Genomic DNA, 15,932 nt, shown 5'->3' with positions numbered 1-15,932 from the left:
GGGCGGATGACCCAGCCCGCCCTTCGCCGCCTGATCGATCTGCCCGGTATCGCCGACCTCGAGGCCAAGGCCCTGATGAAGCCCGGCCACGCCGACCCGTCGCGCCGTGACGAGTTCCCCGAGGTCGACGCGGTGTTGATGGCGGTGTTCGGCCTGACCGCCGAGGCGGCCGAGGACGCCGCCCGCCCCGATGACTGGGACGGCATCGAGCGCCTGTCGCCGCTGGATCAGGTCGAGGCTTTCGCTGCCGAGGGCTGGGACGTCACCGATGCGAAGAAGAAGCCGCTGCGGATGCTGGCGGTACTCGCCGAGCCCCTGGCTCTGGCGATGCGCGGCGTGGCGGGAAGCCTGCCTGAAGCGCCGTTCGTGCCGGAGCCGAAGGAAGACACCGACCCTTGGGGGGCCGGGCTGGCGGCGGAGGCGGTGCGGTTCCGGAAGCGGTAAGGCTCTAGCCGACCTTCACCCGCGTTGCCGCCTCGGGAAGGTCCTCGCCGAACGCGCGCTGATAGAACTCGGCGATCGTCGGACGTTCCAGCTCGTCGCACTTGTTGAGGAAGGTCAGGCGGAACGACAGGCCGAGGTCGCCGCCGAAGATGGTGGCGTTCTGGGCCCAGGTGATGACCGTGCGGGGCGACATGACGGTGGAGATGTCGCCGTTCATGAAGGCGTTACGGGTCATGTCGGCGACGCGGACCATGGCGGCGATGGCGCGGCGGCCGTCGGCGGTGGCCCATTCGGGAGCCTTGGCGGCGACGATCTCGGCCTCCACGTCGTGGTCGAGGTAGTTCAGGGTGGTGACGATGTTCCAGCGGTCCATCTGGCCCTGATTGATCTGCTGGGTGCCGTGATAAAGCCCTGAGGTGTCACCCAGGCCGATGGTGTTGGTCGTGGCGAACAACCGGAACCACTTGTTGGGGCGGATGACGCGATTCTGGTCCAGCAGGGTCAGGCGGCCCTGTGCTTCCAGCACGCGCTGGATCACGAACATCACATCGGGACGGCCGGCGTCGTATTCGTCGAACACCAGGGCGATCGGGCGCTGGATGGCCCAGGGCAGCATGCCCTCGCGGAACTCGGTGATCTGCTTGCCGTCCTTCAGGACGATGGCGTCCTTGCCGACCAGATCGATGCGGCTGACGTGGCTGTCCAGGTTCACCCGAACCAGCGGCCAGTTCAGGCGGGCGGCGACCTGTTCGATGTGCGTCGACTTGCCGGTGCCGTGATAGCCCTGGACCATGACCCGACGATCGTGGGCGAAGCCGGCGCAGATGGCCAGCGTGGTCTGGGGGTCGAAGCGATAGGCGGGGTCCGCCTCGGGCACATGACTGTCGACGGTGTCGAACATCGGCACGGTCATGTCGGCATCGATGCCGAACGCCTCGCGCACGCTCACCTGACGGTGAGGCTCGAAGGTCAACAGGGGATCAGGGGTCGCGCCCAGCGGGGAGTCGGAAAGAGCCATGTCCTCCCTTAGAAAACCCGGCGGGCCGGGTCCAGCGCTGCCCGCGTCCAGACGCCGATGACGACGTTTGGACGCAAGAGGGTCTGCTCAGATCGGGACGCTGTTCGTGGACCGGAGCCACAGCGTGCGCAGGGCCTGCAAGAGATCGGACAGGTCCCGCATCAGTCCCCGGGCGCTGAGGGTCTGAAGATCGAAGGTGTCCTGAAGCTCCGATGTATTCGAGAGCGCTGTGGGGATACGCGTATTGGTCGTCTGGCTGCGATCCATAATCTTCAGCGCTCCTCGCGCTATGAACCCTTACAGCGACTCTGTTCGATATTTGTTCCATTCGCCGATGAACAAGAAAAGGCCGGCGACTTTAATGCCACCGGCCTTTTCAATATTATGGACAGAAACCTTATACTACGCTGACTATTCGGCGCTGAGGGAGACGTCCACATTGCCCCGGGTGGCGTTCGAATACGGACAGACCTGGTGGGCCTTCTCGATCAGGTCGTCGATGACGGCCTTGTCCAGGCCGTGGTCGGTGATCTTGAGGTCGACGGAGACATTGAAGCCCTCGCCGTGGTCGTTCTTGCCAAAGCCGATACCCGCGTGGACCTTGGTGTCCGGGCCGACCGGCGTTCCGGCCTGTCCGCTGACCAGGCGCAGCGCGCCGAGGTAGCAGGCGGCATAGCCAGTGGCGAACAGCTGTTCGGGGTTGGTGCCGGGGCCGTCGTCACCGCCCATGGCCTTGGGCACCGACAGGGCAACGTCGATCTTGCCGTCGTCGGTGTGCGACCGGCCACCGGCGCGGCCGCCGCCGGAAGCCGTGGCGTGGGCTTTGTAGAGGACGTCCATGGGAAGGCTCCGTAGTTCGTTGGGGAGCTTCGCAGATAGGCGCCCCGGCGACGCGCGCTAGGCTATGCCCGCCTTCTTGAGGATCTTGTAGGCCTTGATGACGCGGACCAGCTTCGCCTCCGCGCCCCGGTCGCCCTGGTTGTGGTCGGGGTGACAGCGCTTGAGCAGGTCGTGATAGGCGGCCTTGATCTTCTCCTTGGACGCACCGGGCTCAAGGTCGAGGTCGGCGAAAGCGCCGCGTTCGATCTTGCCGACGCGGCGGTCCTCGGTGGGGTGCTGGGCCGCCTGGTCGCCCTTGCGGCCGAACAGGCCGTAGCTGTCGCGCCATGAGCCAGCGCCCGTCGTATTGGCCGTGCCCATCTTCGCCGCGAAAGCGGCGGCCTCCCGGCTGTTCTTGCCAGCCTTCATCTCCCACGTCGGGCGACCGCCCGTCATGGCCTCGTTTTCCTTGGCCGCGCGGATCTGGGCCTCGTTCATGCCGGCGTAGAAGTTCCAGCTCTTGTTGTACTCGCCCGCGTGCGGCTGGCAGAAATCGTAGAAGTCGTTCAGCCGCTCGCGCGACTTGGGCGCGCGCGCCGTCGCGGCCTTGGCGCAGTCGGGCCAGTTGCAGGGCTTCTCGCCCGGCTTCAGGTGCAGGACATCGGCTTCCGCCTCGGCCTCACCGGCCTTGGGGGGTTTGATCCGCATGTCCCTGAATCGGGGCTTGTACTCGAATGACGCTGGCATTGGTCACAGTGTAGGGTCGATTTGGTCACCATCAAGGAAGCGAATATGTCTGAAGGCCCGATCGCGACGATTATCCGCAGAAAACTGACGGGCGCGCTCGCACCGACACGGTTGGAGATCGAGGACGACAGCGCCCGACATGCCGGACACCATCACGAAGGCGGCATGGATGCGAAACCGGGCGGCGAAAGCCACTTCAACCTGACCGTGGTGTCGGCGGCCTTCGTCGGCCAGGGACGGGTGCAGCGCCAGCGCGCCGTGAACGCCTTGCTGTCCGAGGAACTGGCCGGGCCGGTCCATGCGCTTTCGATCCGCGCCCTGACGCCGGATGAAGCCGAAGGTTGAGCCGGTAAACCACCGTTCACGTCGTCTTAGAACGTTCGCCCTAGCGTCATGAACGGGACTGTTCACTGGGCATCGGGAAACGCATGGTTGGCTCCGAGGATATCGGCAAAAGCCTCGAAGGCGCGCGGAGCGGGGCCGGGGAGGCCGCCCAGGCCCTAACGGCCATCCTGCAGACCCAGTATCTCCGTTATCTGATCATCGCCAGCTGGGCCGTCGGGCTCTGGGGAACGGTGGGCACGCTCCAGGCCGTTCTCTGGTTCGTCGCGACCGTGGCGGCGGGCTCCGTGCGCGGGGCCTTCGAGCGGCGCATGAGCGGCCGTGTGGATGCAGGCTGGGGTCTGATCTTCCCGGCGGTGGCGACCGTGACGACGGCCGCCTGGGCGTCCGCGCCGCTTCTGGCCTGGTTCTCGCCGAGCAGCTTCGGCCAGTCCCTGGCGGTGGCCTTGCTGATCAGCGGCTATGTGCTGGTCTTCTCGCAGCTTCGCAGCTCTCCCAAACAGGCCATCGTGATCTCGTCGCCGTACTCCGTCGTGGCCCTGATCATCCTGGGCAGCCTGTGGGGCGGGCCGGAGTTCATGCCCTTCCTGAGCATCATGCCGTTCACGGCGGCCGGCCTGTTCGTCCTCGTCACCATGACCATGCTGCGCGAGGAAAGAATCAAGGCCTTCCAGGAGCATCAGGCCCACCTGATTGAGGAGCTGCAGGGTGCGCGCGACAAGGCCGACGCCGCCAACCAGGCCAAGTCCAACTTCCTGGGCGTCATCTCCCACGAGCTTCGCACGCCCATGAACGGGGTGCTGGGCGCGGCCCAGCTTCTGGGATCGACCCGGCTGGAATCGACCCAGCGGGAATATCTGTCGATCATCCGCAACTCGGGCGACAACCTTCTGCACCTGCTGAACGACATCCTCGACATGACCAAGATCGAGGCGGGCAAGATGACGTTCGAGGTCATCGACATTGGTCTGGAAGACCTCCATCGCCGCGTGACCGGGCCGTTCGCCGCGCAGGCGGAGGCCAAGGGCCTGCAATTCGTCTCCACCTTCGAAGGCGAGACGCCCTCGGTTGTGCGGGGCGACCCACTCCGGGTCTGTCAGGTCATCCAGAACCTGCTGTCCAACGCCGTGAAGTTCACCGACACGGGCACGATCCACTACGTCGTCCGGTCGCGCCGGATCAGTGACAAGCGGGTCGCTTTCGACTTCTCGGTCACCGACAGCGGGGCCGGCATCGCGCCTGCGGATCTTGAGCGGCTGTTCCAGCCCTTTACCCAGGTCGACGCCTCCTCGACGCGTCGGTTTGGCGGCACGGGCCTGGGGCTCACCATTGCACGACGCATGGCCAACATCATGGGCGGGGACATCCAGGTCGAATCGATCGTCGGCCAGGGATCGACCTTCACCCTGTCGGTCGAGGCCGAGGTCGTGGAATGGCAGCCGATGCAGGAAGCCGAGGCCATCGACGCCGAGGTGGGCGAGGGCGACAGCCTGTCGGTCCTCGTCGTCGAGGATCACCCGGTCAACCGCATGATCCTGGAAGCGTGGCTTGGCTCGGCCGGACATACGACGGCCTCGGCGGAGAACGGCCAGATCGCCGTCGACATGGCGGCAGGCCAGCTCTTCGACCTGATCATCATGGACGTGAACATGCCGGTAATGGACGGACTCAGCGCGACGCGCCTGATCCGCTCGGCGGGCGCCAACGCGGAAACGCCCATCGCCGTGCTGTCGGCGTCGGCGCGGCATGAGGATCATGAGGCCGGCCTGCACGCCGGAGCGGACGCCTATCTGAACAAGCCGATCGACTTCGCCGCCCTGGCCCAGCTGATGCAGAAGGTCCGCGGCGGGCGATCCGCGATGCAGGGCGCGACGGAAAGTGTCCAGACGGCGGCGGCCGCCTGAACGGCACCTGACGCGCGCCGTTCAGGCACCGCTCAAGGCGTAACTCCTAGGGTGAGGGCAAGTCGGACAGTCCGACGCATCAGGAGTAACCCCCGTGAAGAAGTTCACCACCGCCGCTCTCGCCGCCCTGGTCGCCGCCGGGTCCATGGGGGTCGCCTCGGCCGCCGACGCCCAGTCGCGCTACGATCGCAACGACCGCCAGGAGCAACGACAGGACCGTCGCGACGACCGTCGTGACGACCGCCGGGATGATCGTCGCGAATATCGCCAGGATCGGCGCGACGACCGCCAGGACTACCGCCAGCAGGCCCGGGCCTATGATCGCTGGCAGCGCGCGGAGCGTCGCTACAACGCGCCCCGGTACGCGCCGCCCCGTGGCTATCAGGTTCGCAACTGGTCCTACGGCCAGCGCCTGCCCAGCTACTATCAGCAGGGCTATGTCGTGAACGACTATAGCCGCTACGGCCTGCGGGCGCCGCCGCGTGGGTACCATTACGTCCGTAGCGGAAACGACGTCGTCCTCGCCGCTGTTGCCGGTGGCCTGATCACCGCCGTCATCGCGGGCCTATTCAACTAAAGGCCGGGTCGCCTGGCGACCAGTCTTCCGCAGACGATCTGCGCCCCGGAGGGAGACCTCCGGGGCGTTCTCGCGTTTGCAGTGACCTGTGCCTAGATGAGGCTTCATGCGCGCCTTCGCCGAACTGCTGGATCGTCTGTCGCTGACAGGCTCCCGGAACGCCAAGTTGGTGCTCCTGCGCGACTATCTGCGCGTGACGCCCGATCCCGACCGCGGCTGGGCCCTGGCCGCCCTGACCGGGGAACTCAGTTTCGATTCCGCCAAGCCGGCGATGATCCGCCGGGCGGTCGAGGCGCGGGTCGACCCGGTGCTGTTCCGCTGGTCCTACGACTATGTCGGCGACCTGGCCGAGACGGTCGCCCTGATCTGGCCCGGCAATCCCGACCACCGCCCCAACCGCGAGCCCGAGCTGGGCGAGATCGTCGATGCCCTGTCCACCGCCAAGCGAGGCGAGGTCCAGGGGCTGATCGAGGGGTGGCTGGATGCTCTGGCTCCCAAGGGGCGGTGGGCGTTGCTGAAGCTGGTGACCGGCGCATTGCGGGTCGGCCTGTCCGCCCGGCTGGCCAAGACCGCGACGGCGATGGTGCGGCCCGAGACGGCGTCCGAAGCCCCCGATCCGGCCGGGGGCGAGGCGACGATCGCGCTCGACCCCGTCGACGTGTCCGAGATCGAGGAGGTCTGGCACGGGCTCGAACCGCCCTATGCGGACCTGTTCGCCTGGCTGGAGGGCCGGGCCGAGCGACCGAGCCCGGACGCCCCGGGGCGGTTCCGCCCGGTCATGCTGGCCGTCGCCATCGACGAGGCGGTCGATTTCGCCAAACTGGCCCCTGCCGACTACGCCGCCGAGTGGAAGTGGGACGGCATCCGCGTCCAGGCCGTGATCGAGGCCGGGGTCAAGCGGCTGTACTCGCGCACGGGCGACGAGATTTCGGGCAGTTTTCCGGATGTCATGAACGCGCTCGCGTTCGAAGGGGCCATCGACGGGGAACTGCTGGTCTGGCGCGAGGGCCAGGTCGCACCATTCGGAGATCTGCAGCAGCGGCTGAATCGCAAGACGATCGACACCAAGACGATGGCGGCCTATCCGGCGGCGATCGTGGCCTATGACGCCCTCGCGGTGGACGGCGAGGACATTCGGGCGCGCCCGCTGCGAGAGAGACGCGAGCGACTGGAGGCCATGGTGGCCGGCCACACCGGCGACCGACTGCACCTGTCGCCGGTCGTCGCCTACGACAGCTGGAACGCCCTGGCGGTCCTGCGCGCCGATCCACCAGTAGGGGCAGCGGCAGAGGGGTTGATGCTGAAGCGCTGGGATAGCGCCTACGTTGCCGGGCGGCCCAAGGGGCCGTGGTTCAAATGGAAACGCGATCCGCATGCCATCGACTGCGTGCTGATGTATGCGCAGCGCGGGCACGGCAAGCGCTCCAGCTTCTATTCCGACTTCACCTTTGGCGTCTGGACGCCGGAGGGCGTGCTGACGCCGGTCGGCAAGGCCTATTTCGGCTTCACCGACGAGGAGCTGAAGCAGCTCGACAAGTTCGTGCGCGACCACACGATCGATCGGTTCGGTCCGGTGCGGTCTGTGCGGGCAGAGCGGGATTTCGGCCTGGTCCTCGAGATCGCCTTTGAGGGATTGAACCGGTCGCCGCGGCACAAGTCGGGTGTCGCCATGCGGTTTCCCCGCATCGGCCGGATCCGCTGGGACAAGCCGGCCCGGGAAGCCGCGACCATCGCCGAGGTCATGGACCTGCTGGACGCCATCGAGGGCGGGGGCGGGCGTCTGGCGAAAGCCGGCTAGGCCGCTTTACGGCGCGTGCGCCAAGCGCGGTCGACCTCTTCGGACACCCCGCAAAGCTGCAGGAAGGTGACCACGGGCACCGAAGTCTGCGCACCCATGCCGGGGATCAGGGCGTGCCCTGCAGGCCTCGGCGCGATCGCCTCGATCAGCAGAGGCAGGATGGTCCATCGGGCGGGGAAGGGCCGGACATCGATGTCGGGTTCGGCGCGCAGGTGCGGGCAGTGCTGCAGCGACAGGTCGGAACAGCGGCGGTGCAGGGGGGCGATGGCCCCGGCATCGATCAGCACCTGTTCGTCGCCGATGTGCGGCGAAAGACCGGCCCCCCGACCCGAGGCGCGCAGTCGACCGGCCGGGATACGGCGGGCGACCTGGGTCACCCGGTCATCGGGGGCGGTCGCTTCCCCGCACATGGGACACAGCATCTTCGTCACCGTCAGGCGCTGGCGCAGCAGGTGGTTTTTCGAATACTCGGGCCGCCCGTAGCCGGCGTGCTCTGCCTGGGTCAGCGCCAGGCGACCGCCGACCGAGGCGCAGGGGCGCACGCCCTGAAGGATCTCCCCGGTCCAGCTGGTGACCCAGGGCACGTCGACGCCGACGGTCAGGGAAGACTTCTTCAAGGGACAGGGACTCCGCAGCGCGCGTGCAGCTTGAGGCCGCGCGCCATCGCCGTCGAGAGGCGGATTTTCGTCCGCGACGGGTTCCAATCCGTCGGCAAGGCGTTAGACCGCCACATGCTTTCGACCGAGAACCCCTTGAACAGCCTGATCTCCGCAGGACAGCGGGCGACGACGCTGGATGTGGCCATGATGGCCAAGCTGACCCAGATCGTCGGCGACTTTGCCGTCAATCTGGCCATCGCCCTCGCCATTCTGGCGGCCACCATCTTCGCGGCGCGGTGGGCTGCGTCGGCGACCCGCAAGGCTCTGGGCCGTGTGCGCGGCTTCCGTCACGATCCGACCGTTCTCAGCTTCGCCGTTCAGGTGGTGCGGGTCGTGGTCTTCCTGATCGGCTTCATCGCGGTGCTGCAGCGTCTGGGCGTCCAGACCACCTCGATCATCGCGGTACTGGGTGCCGCCTCGCTGGCCGTCGGCCTGGCCCTGCAGGGCACGCTGTCGAATGTGGCCGCGGGTGTGATGCTGCTGATCCTGCGCCCCTACCGGGTGGGTGATCTGGTCAATATCGGCGGCAATGTCGGCAAGGTTCAGCGGCTGGATCTGTTCTTCACCCAGCTGTCCGACGCCAACAATGTGAAGATCATGGCCCCGAACGGAAAGGTGTTCGGCGACATCATCCTGAACCTGTCCGGCCAGAAGAACCGGCGCATGGAGCTGAAGATCGGCGTCGGCTACGGCGACAACCTGAACGCGGCCAAGGACGCCCTGACGTCGGCCGCCGCCGCACAGGACAAGGTGCTGCCCGATCCCGCGCCGTGGGCCGGGGTCACCAACCTGCTGGACAGCTCGGTCGAGATGACCCTGACGGCCTGGACCAAATCGGAAGACTACTGGCAGACCCGCGCCGACGTGTTCCAGGCGGCCAAGGAGGCGCTGGACGCCGCGGGCATCGAGATCCCGTTCCCGCACCAGGTCGCGGTCCCCTATGGCGACGACGACCCGATGCCGCTGGCGGCCGAGGGCCAGCGCGGTTTGCGCGCCCGATCGAATCCCCTCAGCGCCGGGTTCGATCCCGGCCGCGACAGCGACCAGAACGAGGCCTGAGCGGCGATGCGCTACGATTTTGGTTCCGACAACACCGCCGGGATGGCCCCGGCCGCCCTGCGTGGCCTGATCGAGGCCAACGCCGACTATGCGCGCGCCTATGGGGCCGACGACATCACCACGCGGGCCGCCGACCAGATCCGGCGTCGGCTGGATGCGGATGCGGAAATCCGGTTCGTGTTCTCAGGCACGGCCGCCAACGCCATCGCCCTGTCGATGCTGGCCTATCCGCACGAGGCGGTGCTGGCCCATCACGCCGCCCACGTCTGCACCGACGAGACGGGGGCTCCGGGCTTTTTCGGACAGGGTGTCGGCCTGATCGGCCTTCCGGGCCTGTCGGGCAAGATCGACAGTCGCGCGCTGGAAGCGGCCCTGGACGAGCCCGAGGTCGGGCATCGCCAGCCGCCCGCCGCGCTCAGCCTGACCCAGTCCACCGAATACGGCACCGTCTATACAGAAGAAGAGCTGCGGCATCTGATCGAGCCGGTGAAGGAGCGCGGTTACGGCGTGCATCTGGACGGGGCGCGGCTGGCGAACGCGGCGGCGGCCGGTTTCGATCTGACCCAGATCGCGCGTCTGGGCGTCGATGTGCTGGTATTCGGCGGGGCCAAGGCCGGTGGCCTGTGCACCGAGGCGATCGTCATGTTCGACAGATCCCTGGCGCGCCGGGTCGACAACCGGCTGAAGCAGGCCGGGCAGACCGCTTCCAAGGGCCGTTTCCTGGCGGCACCCTTCCTCGGGATGCTGGAGTCCAACGCCTGGGAGGACGGGGCCGCCCATGCCAATCTGATGGCGCAGCGGCTGGCGGCCGGGATCGCCACGCGGTCCCCGTTCATCCTCGCCCATCCTGTCGAGGCCAATGCGGTCTTCGTGCGCATGCCGCCCGAGGCTCACGCCGCTATCAATGCAGCAGGCTGGGCCTGCTACCGGTTCGATGACGGCTCGGTGCGGTTCGTCTGTTCCTGGGCCACGACCGAAGCGGCCGTGGACGAGGTGCTCGAGACGATCGCCGGCCTCGGCTAGGCGAACTCGACCAGCACGTCGTCAGCGGCCACCGGGTCGCCGGCCTTGGCACCCACCGCCTTCACGACCCCATCACGGTCCGCCTTGAGGATGTTCTGCATCTTCATGGCCTCGATGACGGCGACGGTTTCGCCGGCCTTGACCTCCTGGCCGACCTCGACCGCGATCGACACAACGAGACCGGGCATCGGGGACTGGATCAGCTTCGAGGTGTCTGCGGCCTGCTTTTCAGGCAGGCGGGCGAACAGCTCGGCCATGCGCGGCGTCAGGACGCGGACCCGGGCTGTCGTGGCCCCGGTGCGGATGGTGAAGCCGTCGGCGATGCGGGCGACCTCGGCCGTGAAGGGTTCGTGGTCCAGGACGCCGCGGAACTGGGCCAGGCCCGGTCGCCAGTCGATGTCCGACAGCTGCAGGGCGCGATCCTCGCCGGCGAGGTCCAGAGTCAGAGCCTCCTCGTCGTCGTAGCCGAGGGAGACGCCGTGGGCGTCGCGGTCGATCAGGACGATCCAGTCGGTGCGGTCGGACGGATCGCCGGACTGCTCGGTCAGGATCTCGTTCATCGCGGCGGCCGTGGCGATCAGGATGTCGGTGCGGCGACGGTCGGGGGCCGCGCCCTTGAAGCCGTCGGGGAACGCGTCCTTGATATAGCTGGTCGACAGGGCACCGGAGCGGAACCGCTCCTGGTCCATGACGGCCGCGAGGAAGGGGACATTGTGGCCGACGCCCTGCAGGTGGGTGTCCTCCAGCGCCCGCTTCATGCCCTCGATGGCGGCGATGCGGGTGGGGGCCCAGGTGTTCAGCTTGGCGATCATGGGATCGTAGAACATCGAGATCTCGTCGCCCTCGCGGACGCCGGAATCATTCCGGACCGTGTAGCCGTCCTGTTCGCCTTCCTCGGGCTGGTCGTAGCGGACCAGTCGGCCGATCGAGGGCAGGAAGCCGCGATAGGGGTCCTCGGCATAGATGCGGCTCTCGATGGCCCAGCCGTCGATCTTCAGATCGTCCTGACCGAAGGCCATCCGCTCGCCGGCGGCGGAGCGGATCATCTGCTCGACCAGGTCGACGCCGGTGATCAGTTCGGTGACGGGGTGCTCGACCTGGAGCCGGGTGTTCATCTCCAGGAAGAAGAAGCTGCGGTCCTGACCGGCGACGAACTCCACCGTGCCCGCCGAGTCGTAGTTGACGGCGCGGGCGAGGGCGACGGCCTGTTCGGACATGGCCTTGCGGGTGGCGTCGTCCAGCAGCGGGGAGGGGGCTTCCTCGATGACCTTCTGGTTGCGGCGCTGGATCGAGCATTCGCGGTCGAACAGGGAGACGATGTTGCCGTGCTTGTCGCCCAGCACCTGGATCTCGATGTGGCGCGGGTCGATGATGAACTTCTCGAGGAAGACGCGGTCGTCGCCGAAGGCGGTCAGGGCCTCGGCCTTCACGGCGGAGAAGCCCTCGGCCATGTCGGCGTCGGAGTGGGCCACGCGGATGCCCTTGCCGCCGCCGCCGGCCGAGGCCTTGATCATGACCGGATAGCCGATCTCGTTGGCGATCTGGAGCGCGTGGTCGTCGGATTCGATCAGCCCCATGTAGCCGGGGACGGTCGAGACACCGGCCTGGGCGGCGAACTTCTTGGAGGTGATCTTGTCGCCCATGGCCTCGATGGCGTGGGGGTTGGGGCCGATGAAGGCGATGCCCTCGGCCTCCAGCCGCCGGGCGAAGACGGGGTTTTCCGACAGGAAGCCGAAGCCCGGGTGGACGGCCTCGGCGCCGCTCCGCCTGACCGCCTCGACGATCTTGTCCTGGACCAGATAGGATTCGGCCGCGGGCGAGGGGCCGATGTGAATGGCCTCGTCGGCCATCTCGACGGCCATGGAGCCGGCGTCGGCGTCGGAATGGACCACGACGGTCCGGATGCCCATGCGGCGGGCCGTCTTGATGATCCGGACGGCGATCTCGCCCCGGTTCGCGATCAGGATCTTGGAGAACATGCGCGGTTGGTAGGATGCCGCCGGGGCGGTGTAAACGTCAGACGGGCGGGTTCCCGCATCGGGCGAACCGTCACGCGTTCGCCGTAGTGGGTTGGCAAGGTCGCATGGGATCGGCTTTAACTCTCCGCCGAACCATAGATTTCTGGCCTGGAGTTCGCCGATGATCCGTTTCCTGACCGCTGTTGCAGCGGCCACTGTAGCCTTGAGCGCGAGTGCGGTGTCCGCGCAGGACTTCCGGGGTCTGGCCCAGGCCGACCTGCAGGCGGCGCACGACGCCCTGCGCAACAATCATCCGGCGGCCGTGATTCCGGGTGCTGCGGGCGACACCTTCCGGGCCTGGATCGACGCCGGTCTGGCCGATGCCAACGGGCGGCTGGGCCAGGTCAACTCCGGCGACAGCCACGCCTATCTGATGCGCTACTACGCCGGCGGGTTCCGTGATTCGAACATCTCCATCACTCCGTCGTACGAAGGCTTCGGGCCCTTCTTCGGGACCAGCTGGCCGGGCGTCGCCACCGGGTGGCGGAACGGGCACTACGAAGTCACCTATGTGAAGCCCGGCGTTCGCAACGCGCCGCGCGTGGGCGACATCGTCGTTTCCTGCAATCTGACGCCGATCGAGGAATATGCGCGCGGCAAGCTGGACCGGTGGGAAGGCAATCTCGACACCGAAGCGGGCCGGGTGACCTCGGCCCCCTACCTGCTCTGGAACCGGAACAACCCCTTCGCCGCCGGCGTGCCGTCGACCTGTGAGTTCAAGCGCGGTGAGCGGGGTCGCCCCCGCGCGACCGACCTGCGGCCGGTGCCGCTCGCGGCCGGTGATCTGGAAGCCGCCTACCGCGCCACCGTCTATATGCCGACGGCCACGCCGCTGAGCGTCGAGACCGTGAACGGCCGTCCGTGGGTCAACGTCCACTCGTTCGCGGACAGCGCGGGCTGGGATGCGTTCAACGCCCAGATCGAGGGGCAGGCGGCCGCGCTGCGCGGACCGCAGGGCTTCGTGCTGGACCTGCGCGCCGCCTCGGGTGCCTCGGCCTATACCTCGACGGCGCGTGGCTATGGCCTCGCCAACCGGATCTGGACGCCGGAGTTCACCGTCAGCCGCCAGCCGGCCGCCGGGGCGATCACCTATCGCGCGACCCCCGGGAACCGCGACTGGTACGCCGCCACCCTGGGCCGGATGGAGGCCGATCCCCGCTTCGTGCAGGAATCGACCCCGGTCATCGAACAGACCCGCGAGATCGTCGCCGCTTTCGATACGGCGATCGCCGCGGGTCAGCAGACCTTCACCCTGCCGGGCCGGCCGGCCGTGGCCGATACCGGTGCCGCCAATCCGGTGCAGGGCCCTGTGGTCGTGCTGGTCGACGCGGGCTGCTCGGGCGGCTGCCTGGACACGCTGGACCTGCTGTCCAAGCTGCCGAACGTCCGGATCGCGGGCTCCACCACGGCGACCGATTCGATCTTCATCGAGCCGACCGTCGCCCGCCTGCCTTCGAACTATTCGGACCTGAGCTACGGCCACAAGGCGTGGACCAGCCGCGAGCGCCCGAACAACCAGCCGTTCATCCCGGCCCAGGGCCTGGCCTACGCCGGCAATCCGGCCGACGAGACGGCCGTGCGGGCCTGGGTCGCCACGCTGTTCGGCAGCTGAGGCCATCATCACCCTCCCCTTGGCGGGGGAGGGTGATTCTGCGCCGGTTGAGACAGATAGCTGTTTAAAACCAGTGATGTGGACGGCGTTTTTGACGCCTGAAGGCCACTTCCGATCTTCGCGTGTTGGACTCGGAAAAACCGAGTCCAACACGTGCAAGTGACTGATTTTCAAGACCCTAATTTGCACTTCGTTGCACACCCTGAGTCCAACGAACTCAAAGGCCGCGGATGCGGGAAGGGGACGGGGTTGGAACCCGGTTCCGGCCTTCCTATTTCCGTTCCATGACCGACATCCAAAACGCCCATCCCGTCCGCTCCGCCGCAGGCTTCGACCTGACGCCGCCGAGCGAAAGCCAGCGTGTCGCGCTGGAGGCCGACCTGAACGCCGAAGAGAAGCGGGTGCTGCTGAGCCACGGGACCGAGGCCCCGTTCTGCGGCGTGCTGCTGGGCGAGAAGCGACCCGGCGTGTTCTGCTGCCGCGAGTGTGGCCTGCCGCTGTTCAAGGCCACCACCAAGTTCGAGAGCGGGACCGGCTGGCCCAGCTTCACCGAACCGGTGGACGAGGCGCACGTGACCGCGATCGTCGACCGGTCCTATGGAATGACGCGGACCGAGACGACCTGTGCGCGCTGCGGCAGTCACCAGGGCCATGTCTTCCCGGACGGCCCGCCGCCGACGGGCCTGCGCTACTGCATCAACTCGGTCGCCCTGCAGTTCGTCGAGGAGGGTCGCCCGCTGCCGGATCCGCTGGGCCGCGGGGACGGCATTGCCTGATGTTCACCCTTCCGCCTCAATCCGAGCTAGGATGACGGCTGTAGCGGAGTGATGCCATGCTGACCCTTGTCCTTCTCGCGAGTCTTCTGGCCGGATCGGATCCCGACGGCGTGGTGTCCACGGCTCCGCGCGGCGCTGATTCGGTCGTGGTGGGGGCGGTCGCCCCGACGACGGACGCCCGTCCCGATGCGTCGATGATCACCCCGATGCCCCAGTCCCTGACCACCGCCGAGCAGATCGATCGCTGGGTGGGCGCCAGGACGGCGGCGAACGCCCCGTTCGAGTCGGATCGCGGGCCGGTCGACGATCGCAAGATGCACGGCTTTGCCAGCGGCGCGGTGGGAACCGGCGACTTCAGTGCCGTGGCCGTCGGGGTCTCGCTGCCCATCGGTGAGAACGGGCGGCTCGACCTCAGCTTCTCGCAGAGCCGCAACGGCTATGGCTACGGCGGGTATGGCGACTATGGCTACGGCTATCAGGGCTACGGATACGACGGCCTGGGCTACCGGGGGTACCGTCCGACGGACTTTTACGGCCATCGGCCGCTGGCCCACGATCCGTTCTTCTCCGAACGGGTCAGGGTCGCGGGCAGCGACATCGACCGACGCGAGCGCGACCCGGACAAGCGGCCCTAGGCCACACGGCAGAACAGAAAAAAGGCCCGGTCTCTCGACCGGGCCTTTGTCGTCAGATGGTGCCGCCGGGGGGAATCGAACCCACGACCTCAGCCTTACCAAGGATGCGCTCTACCACTGAGCTACGGCGGCGAAATCTGAAGAAGCGGCCGTATAGCCACTGGATGGTCGGGGGGGAAGCCCTCTTTCTGCTTGCCGGGCAAGTTTTCCCGGTGCTGACTGATGCGATGACCAAGCCGCCCGAGACGACACCGGCCGCCGCCGAGGCAGCACCCTCCGAAACCGCCCGGACGCCCGAGCAGATCGCCAAGAGCGAACGGGCCCATCGGCTGGCCAAGGCCCTGCGGGACAATCTGCGCAGGCGAAAGGCGGTCCGCCCCGATCGGCGTGACAGCTGAACACTTTTCACGACAGCGTCTCTCGGCCCTTTCGCCGCTGCGCCGCGCCGCGCTAGATAGCCGGCTCGCCGGGACGCAAGATCCTCGCGGTCTCAAGGACGAC

The 15,932-nt window shown here is 67.5% G+C and carries 17 protein-coding genes and 1 tRNA gene; 11 read left to right on the top strand and 7 right to left on the bottom strand.

Going from position 1 to position 15,932, the window contains the following annotated elements; genetic code table 11:
• Positions 1-6 precede the first annotated feature (6 nt).
• A complete protein-coding gene (locus BRESU_RS11240; protein ID WP_013269675.1) occupies positions 7-444 on the top strand; it encodes a hypothetical protein in 438 nt (145 codons plus the stop codon).
• A 4-nt stretch (positions 445-448) separates the two neighbouring features.
• Here the strand turns inward: BRESU_RS11240 and cobS are convergent, their stop codons facing one another.
• From cobS to BRESU_RS11220, 4 genes are all read right to left on the bottom strand, one after another.
• Entirely contained in the window at positions 449-1,462 is a 1,014-nt protein-coding gene (cobS, locus tag BRESU_RS11235; RefSeq protein ID WP_013269674.1) for a cobaltochelatase subunit CobS, read from the bottom strand.
• Positions 1,463-1,549: 87 nt separating this feature from the next.
• Positions 1,550-1,729 carry a hypothetical protein gene (locus tag BRESU_RS11230; protein ID WP_013269673.1) on the bottom strand — a complete coding sequence of 60 codons (180 nt, stop codon included), beginning with the start codon at positions 1,727-1,729 and terminating at the stop codon, positions 1,550-1,552.
• A 144-nt stretch (positions 1,730-1,873) separates the two neighbouring features.
• Positions 1,874-2,302: an organic hydroperoxide resistance protein gene (locus BRESU_RS11225; protein WP_013269672.1), complete on the bottom strand. Its 429-nt coding sequence runs from the start codon at positions 2,300-2,302 to the stop codon at positions 1,874-1,876.
• A 57-nt stretch (positions 2,303-2,359) separates the two neighbouring features.
• Positions 2,360-3,028: a J domain-containing protein gene (locus tag BRESU_RS11220; RefSeq protein WP_041761562.1), complete on the bottom strand. Its 669-nt coding sequence runs from the start codon at positions 3,026-3,028 to the stop codon at positions 2,360-2,362.
• Between the two features lie 45 nt (positions 3,029-3,073).
• Between BRESU_RS11220 and BRESU_RS11215 the strand changes: the two genes are divergently transcribed.
• From BRESU_RS11215 to BRESU_RS11200, 4 genes are all read left to right on the top strand, one after another.
• Complete coding sequence (locus BRESU_RS11215) at positions 3,074-3,373, top strand: BolA family protein (protein ID WP_013269670.1); 300 nt, start codon at positions 3,074-3,076, stop codon at positions 3,371-3,373.
• An 83-nt stretch (positions 3,374-3,456) separates the two neighbouring features.
• On the top strand, positions 3,457-5,274 hold the full coding sequence (locus tag BRESU_RS11210; RefSeq protein ID WP_013269669.1) for an ATP-binding protein: 1,818 nt from the start codon (positions 3,457-3,459) through the stop codon (positions 5,272-5,274).
• A 94-nt stretch (positions 5,275-5,368) separates the two neighbouring features.
• Positions 5,369-5,851, top strand: a complete 483-nt coding sequence (locus BRESU_RS11205; RefSeq protein WP_013269668.1) for an RcnB family protein — start codon at positions 5,369-5,371, stop codon at positions 5,849-5,851.
• A gap of 106 nt (positions 5,852-5,957) precedes the next feature.
• Positions 5,958-7,649, top strand: coding sequence for a cisplatin damage response ATP-dependent DNA ligase (locus tag BRESU_RS11200; RefSeq protein WP_013269667.1), 1,692 nt, complete (start codon positions 5,958-5,960; stop codon positions 7,647-7,649).
• On the opposite strand, the gene BRESU_RS11195 is transcribed toward BRESU_RS11200, so the two are convergent.
• Complete coding sequence (locus BRESU_RS11195; RefSeq protein WP_013269666.1) at positions 7,646-8,266, bottom strand: hypothetical protein; 621 nt, start codon at positions 8,264-8,266, stop codon at positions 7,646-7,648. The genes BRESU_RS11200 and BRESU_RS11195 overlap by 4 nt on opposite strands.
• Positions 8,267-8,380: 114 nt before the next feature.
• On the opposite strand from BRESU_RS11195, the gene BRESU_RS11190 reads away from it, so the two are divergent.
• Both BRESU_RS11190 and BRESU_RS11185 read left to right on the top strand, forming a co-directional pair.
• Positions 8,381-9,367 carry a mechanosensitive ion channel family protein gene (locus BRESU_RS11190; protein ID WP_156796153.1) on the top strand — a complete coding sequence of 329 codons (987 nt, stop codon included), beginning with the start codon at positions 8,381-8,383 and terminating at the stop codon, positions 9,365-9,367.
• Between the two features lie 6 nt (positions 9,368-9,373).
• Positions 9,374-10,390 (top strand): threonine aldolase family protein, encoded by a 1,017-nt coding sequence (locus tag BRESU_RS11185; RefSeq protein WP_013269664.1) that lies wholly within the window; start codon positions 9,374-9,376, stop codon positions 10,388-10,390.
• On the opposite strand, the gene BRESU_RS11180 is transcribed toward BRESU_RS11185, so the two are convergent.
• A complete protein-coding gene (locus BRESU_RS11180; RefSeq protein ID WP_013269663.1) occupies positions 10,387-12,369 on the bottom strand; it encodes an acetyl-CoA carboxylase biotin carboxylase subunit in 1,983 nt (660 codons plus the stop codon). The two genes, BRESU_RS11185 and BRESU_RS11180, sit on opposite strands and share 4 nt — an antisense overlap.
• Before the next feature lie 160 nt (positions 12,370-12,529).
• Here BRESU_RS11180 and BRESU_RS11175 point away from each other — a divergent pair, with 160 nt between their 5' ends.
• The 3 genes from BRESU_RS11175 (at position 12,530) to BRESU_RS11165 (ending at position 15,431) form a co-directional block, all read left to right on the top strand.
• Complete coding sequence (locus BRESU_RS11175; protein WP_013269662.1) at positions 12,530-14,020, top strand: hypothetical protein; 1,491 nt, start codon at positions 12,530-12,532, stop codon at positions 14,018-14,020.
• Positions 14,021-14,304: 284 nt separating this feature from the next.
• Positions 14,305-14,796, top strand: coding sequence for a peptide-methionine (R)-S-oxide reductase MsrB (gene msrB, locus BRESU_RS11170; RefSeq protein ID WP_041761560.1), 492 nt, complete (start codon positions 14,305-14,307; stop codon positions 14,794-14,796).
• A gap of 56 nt (positions 14,797-14,852) precedes the next feature.
• Entirely contained in the window at positions 14,853-15,431 is a 579-nt protein-coding gene (locus tag BRESU_RS11165) for a hypothetical protein (protein WP_013269660.1), read from the top strand.
• Positions 15,432-15,488: 57 nt separating this feature from the next.
• On the opposite strand, the gene BRESU_RS11160 is transcribed toward BRESU_RS11165, so the two are convergent.
• Positions 15,489-15,563: transfer RNA gene (locus tag BRESU_RS11160), tRNA-Thr, on the bottom strand.
• A 95-nt stretch (positions 15,564-15,658) separates the two neighbouring features.
• Between BRESU_RS11160 and BRESU_RS17560 the strand changes: the two genes are divergently transcribed.
• A complete protein-coding gene (locus BRESU_RS17560; RefSeq protein WP_169308020.1) occupies positions 15,659-15,829 on the top strand; it encodes a hypothetical protein in 171 nt (56 codons plus the stop codon).
• The last annotated feature ends 103 nt before the right edge of the window (positions 15,830-15,932 follow it).

Source organism: Brevundimonas subvibrioides ATCC 15264 (genome assembly GCF_000144605.1).
Classification (GTDB): domain Bacteria; phylum Pseudomonadota; class Alphaproteobacteria; order Caulobacterales; family Caulobacteraceae; genus Brevundimonas; species Brevundimonas subvibrioides.
Note: the sequence above shows the minus strand (reverse complement) of the source record. Positions and strands in the feature narration are given on the sequence as shown.

What these genes read in the sequence shown, in the direction of transcription:
- BRESU_RS11240 (WP_013269675.1), top strand. Translation starts at nt 7, where the DNA reads ATGACCCAGCCCGCCCTTCGCCGCCTGATCGATCTGCCCGGTATCGCC.
- cobS (WP_013269674.1), bottom strand. Translation starts at nt 1,462, where the DNA reads ATGGCTCTTTCCGACTCCCCGCTGGGCGCGACCCCTGATCCCCTGTTG.
- BRESU_RS11230 (WP_013269673.1), bottom strand. Translation starts at nt 1,729, where the DNA reads ATGGATCGCAGCCAGACGACCAATACGCGTATCCCCACAGCGCTCTCG.
- BRESU_RS11225 (WP_013269672.1), bottom strand. Translation starts at nt 2,302, where the DNA reads ATGGACGTCCTCTACAAAGCCCACGCCACGGCTTCCGGCGGCGGCCGC.
- BRESU_RS11220 (WP_041761562.1), bottom strand. Translation starts at nt 3,028, where the DNA reads ATGCCAGCGTCATTCGAGTACAAGCCCCGATTCAGGGACATGCGGATC.
- BRESU_RS11215 (WP_013269670.1), top strand. Translation starts at nt 3,074, where the DNA reads ATGTCTGAAGGCCCGATCGCGACGATTATCCGCAGAAAACTGACGGGC.
- BRESU_RS11210 (WP_013269669.1), top strand. Translation starts at nt 3,457, where the DNA reads ATGGTTGGCTCCGAGGATATCGGCAAAAGCCTCGAAGGCGCGCGGAGC.
- BRESU_RS11200 (WP_013269667.1), top strand. Translation starts at nt 5,958, where the DNA reads ATGCGCGCCTTCGCCGAACTGCTGGATCGTCTGTCGCTGACAGGCTCC.
- BRESU_RS11190 (WP_156796153.1), top strand. Translation starts at nt 8,381, where the DNA reads ATGCTTTCGACCGAGAACCCCTTGAACAGCCTGATCTCCGCAGGACAG.
- BRESU_RS11185 (WP_013269664.1), top strand. Translation starts at nt 9,374, where the DNA reads ATGCGCTACGATTTTGGTTCCGACAACACCGCCGGGATGGCCCCGGCC.
- BRESU_RS11180 (WP_013269663.1), bottom strand. Translation starts at nt 12,369, where the DNA reads ATGTTCTCCAAGATCCTGATCGCGAACCGGGGCGAGATCGCCGTCCGG.
- BRESU_RS11175 (WP_013269662.1), top strand. Translation starts at nt 12,530, where the DNA reads ATGATCCGTTTCCTGACCGCTGTTGCAGCGGCCACTGTAGCCTTGAGC.
- msrB (WP_041761560.1), top strand. Translation starts at nt 14,305, where the DNA reads ATGACCGACATCCAAAACGCCCATCCCGTCCGCTCCGCCGCAGGCTTC.
- BRESU_RS11165 (WP_013269660.1), top strand. Translation starts at nt 14,853, where the DNA reads ATGCTGACCCTTGTCCTTCTCGCGAGTCTTCTGGCCGGATCGGATCCC.
- BRESU_RS17560 (WP_169308020.1), top strand. Translation starts at nt 15,659, where the DNA reads ATGACCAAGCCGCCCGAGACGACACCGGCCGCCGCCGAGGCAGCACCC.